This is a genomic window from Ectothiorhodospira lacustris, from assembly GCF_022227785.1.
Classification (GTDB): domain Bacteria; phylum Pseudomonadota; class Gammaproteobacteria; order Ectothiorhodospirales; family Ectothiorhodospiraceae; genus Ectothiorhodospira; species Ectothiorhodospira lacustris.
In genome coordinates this window covers 1-3074 of record NZ_JAJNQM010000141.1, presented here as the reverse complement: position 1 = coordinate 3074, position 3074 = coordinate 1, and the positions used below count along the sequence as shown (strand labels likewise).

Sequence of the window (3074 nt, the reverse complement as noted above, 5' to 3'; positions counted from 1 at the left end):
GGTGTCCCCCACCCCAAGTGGCGGCGCAGTGAGCGGTCTGCGGGTCAGGATGCCCGGCGCGCAGCCGGCCGCTGACTGACCTCGGCCTGAATCTGCACCGGCCGGCCTTCCCGCAACCCCTGGATGGCCAGGGTCTCGCCGGGCTTGCGGCGGGCGATGAAGTTCAGGGCATCCTGAGCGTCATTCACGCGGTCCCCGTCCAGGTGCGTGATGACATCACCGGGGCGGATCCCGGCCCGGGCCGCCGGGCCGCCGGAGAGTACCCCGGCGATGAGGATGCCGCGGGCGTCCGCCAGGCCGAAGGACTGAGCCAGTTGCGGTGTGATCTCCTGGACCTCAATGCCCAGCCAGCCCCGCACCACGGTGCCCCTTTCGATGATCTGGGTCATGACGTCCCGGGCCAGGTCCACCGGGATGGCAAAACCGATGCCCTGGGAGCCGCCGGAACGGGTGAAGATGGCGGTGTTGATGCCCACCAGTTCACCATGGGCGTTGACCAAGGCGCCGCCGGAGTTGCCCGGATTGATGGCGGCATCGGTCTGGATGAAGTCTTCGTAGGTGTTGATGCCCAGGCGACTGCGTCCGGTGGCGCTGACGATGCCCAGGGTCACGGTCTGGCCCACGCCGAAGGGGTTGCCGATGGCCAGGACCACGTCGCCCACCCGCAGGTCGGCGGAGGCGCCGACCACGATACTGGGTAGGGTGCGACCGGCGGCATCGACCCTGAGGATGGCCAAGTCGGTCTCGGGATCGGTGCCGACCACGGTGGCCGCCACGCTGCGACCGTCCGCCAGCAGGGCTTCGATCTCGTCGGCGCCCTCGATCACGTGGTTGTTGGTGAGAATGAAGCCCTGGGGGCTGATGATGACGCCGGAGCCCAGGCTGGTCTGGGTGCGTTGCCTGGGATTGTCGAAGCGGTCGCCGAAGAACTGCCGGAACAGAGGGTCATCCATGAAGGGATGGCTGCGCTGCACCACCGTCTTGCGGGTGTGGATATTGACCACGGCCGGGGCGGCCTGGCTCACGGCATCGGCGTAGGACACCGGGCCCACCATGGGGCCGAGCAGGGCGCTGCGTTCGCTTTGCCGCACCTCCACCACGGGACGGGGTTCCCGCAGCAAGTCGGGAAAAAACAGCAGCATGAGGGCGGCCACGGCAAGGCCGACGCCCACTACTTGAAGCAGGAAACGACTGATCGGGGTCATGGCGGTACCATACCATAATGGTGTAGGGTCATGGCCCGCGAACATTGCAATATGGGGATAAGCTTATGGTCGCCCTGCGGGACCTGGTCAGCCATATCGACACGCTGCTCAATGTGGGCGCATTCGCCGACTATAGTCCCAATGGACTGCAGGTGCAGGGCAGGCCTCACGTTTCTCGCCTTGTGACCGGTGTGACCGCCAGTCGTGCCTTGATCGAGGCCGCCATTGAGCGGGGGGCGGACGCCCTGCTGGTTCACCACGGCTACTTCTGGAAGGGCGAGGATGCCCGGATCGTCGGCATGAAGCGGGAGCGCCTGCGGTTGCTGCTTGAGCATGATATCAGCCTGCTGGCCTATCATCTGCCCCTGGATGCCCATCCCGAATTGGGGAATAACGCCCAGTTGGCGGGTTTGCTGGATTTTCAGGTGCAGGGGACCCTGCGTCCCGACGGTGTGGGGCTCATCGGTGTGCCGGATGTCCCTGTATCCGCGGAAGCGCTCAGGGAGCGTCTGTCCAGGCGTCTGGGGCGCGAGGCACTGTGGATTCCCGGCGGGCCTGAGGTGATTCGTCGGCTGGGGTGGTGTACCGGGGGCGCCCAGGGCATGGTCGAAAAGGCGGCGGACCTGGGGCTGGATGCCTACATCAGCGGTGAGGTGTCGGAACAGACCGTTCATGTGGCCCGGGAGGCGGGTATCCACTACTTTGCCGCAGGGCATCATGCCACCGAGCGCTGCGGGCCGAAGGCGTTGGGTCGGCATCTTGCTGCAACATTAGCACTTTCTCATGAATTTATAGACATAGAAAATCCTATTTGAATCAAATATTTGTTGGATGTTGGGGCGTTTCCTCTTGACGTTGCGGGCGTCTTCGGGAATCCTACTGCGTTTTGAGTGCCCCGACGGGTCAAGGGGTCTTTTGTTCGGCGAGCGGTTCTTCAGCGCTCGGCCGATGCCGGGTGCCCAACGACCAGCGGTTTTTTTGGAACTCAATTGGAGATCTTTTTGATGGCTAACGAAGGCGTGAACCAGAGTCGACGGCGATTCCTGGTCGCGGCCACCAGCGTGGTCGGCGGTGCAGGTGTCGTCGCGGTGGCCTATCCCTACCTGGCATCCTGGGCGCCCAGTGCCCGTGCCCAGGCGGCGGGTGCACCGGTTGAAGTGGATGTTTCCCAGGTGGAGCCGGGGCAGCTCATTCGCGTGGAATGGCGCGGCAAGCCCATCTGGATTACCCACAGAACCCCGCAGATGCTTGATCTGCTCCCCGAAAACCGTCCCCGTCTGGCGGACCCGGATTCCACCGTGGAGTCCCAGCAGCCGGTCTACTGTCGGAATGAAACCCGGTCCATCAAGCCGGAATATTCCATTTTGATCGGTATCTGTACCCATCTCGGCTGTTCTCCCAGCTACCGCCCCGAACTGGCTCCCCCGGATCTGGGCAGCGAATGGCGTGGCGGTTACTTCTGCGTGTGCCACGGTTCACGCTTTGATCTGGCCGGCCGGGTGTGGCGCAACGTGCCTGCCCCGATCAACCTGGCGGTTCCGCCCCACAAGTACCTGTCGGAGACCCTCGTCATGATCGGCGAGGATGACGAAGGAGTTGCCGCATGAGAGCTCTAGTAGACTGGATCGACGCCAGATACCCGCTCACCAAGACCTGGAATGAGCATCTGGCCGAGTACTATGCGCCGAAGAATTTCAATTTCTGGTACTACTTCGGGTCCCTGGCCGTCCTGGTCCTGGTGATCCAGTTCGTCTCCGGTATCTTCCTGACCATGTTCTACAAGCCGGACGCCCAGTTGGCGTTTTCCTCCGTCGAGTACATCATGCGCGACGTGGAGTGGGGCTGGTTCATCCGCTACATGCATACCAC

Annotated in this window: 3 protein-coding genes and 1 pseudogene; 3 read left to right on the top strand and 1 reads right to left on the bottom strand. The window is 63.5% G+C overall.

Annotation, left to right across the window (positions count from 1 at the left end; all coding sequences use genetic code 11):
* Window positions 1–44: 44 nt before the first annotated feature.
* On the bottom strand, window positions 45–1205 hold the full coding sequence (locus tag LQ952_RS15575) for a Do family serine endopeptidase (protein WP_238623531.1): 1161 nt from the start codon (window positions 1203–1205) through the stop codon (window positions 45–47).
* A gap of 65 nt (window positions 1206–1270) precedes the next feature.
* Between LQ952_RS15575 and LQ952_RS15570 the strand changes: the two genes are divergently transcribed.
* The 3 genes and pseudogenes from LQ952_RS15570 to LQ952_RS15560 form a co-directional block, all read left to right on the top strand.
* On the top strand, window positions 1271–2020 hold the full coding sequence (locus LQ952_RS15570; protein ID WP_238623530.1) for a Nif3-like dinuclear metal center hexameric protein: 750 nt from the start codon (window positions 1271–1273) through the stop codon (window positions 2018–2020).
* 189 nt (window positions 2021–2209) lie between these two features.
* Entirely contained in the window at window positions 2210–2812 is a 603-nt protein-coding gene (gene petA, locus LQ952_RS15565; RefSeq protein ID WP_238623529.1) for a ubiquinol-cytochrome c reductase iron-sulfur subunit, read from the top strand.
* Window positions 2809–3074 (top strand): annotated as a pseudogene (locus tag LQ952_RS15560) (cytochrome b); the annotation flags it as partial. The gene petA and the pseudogene LQ952_RS15560, both read left to right, overlap by 4 nt.

Coding starts and splice junctions, on each gene's coding strand:
- LQ952_RS15575 (WP_238623531.1), bottom strand. CDS start 1,205: ATGACCCCGATCAGTCGTTTCCTGCTTCAAGTAGTGGGCGTCGGCCTT.
- LQ952_RS15570 (WP_238623530.1), top strand. CDS start 1,271: ATGGTCGCCCTGCGGGACCTGGTCAGCCATATCGACACGCTGCTCAAT.
- petA (WP_238623529.1), top strand. CDS start 2,210: ATGGCTAACGAAGGCGTGAACCAGAGTCGACGGCGATTCCTGGTCGCG.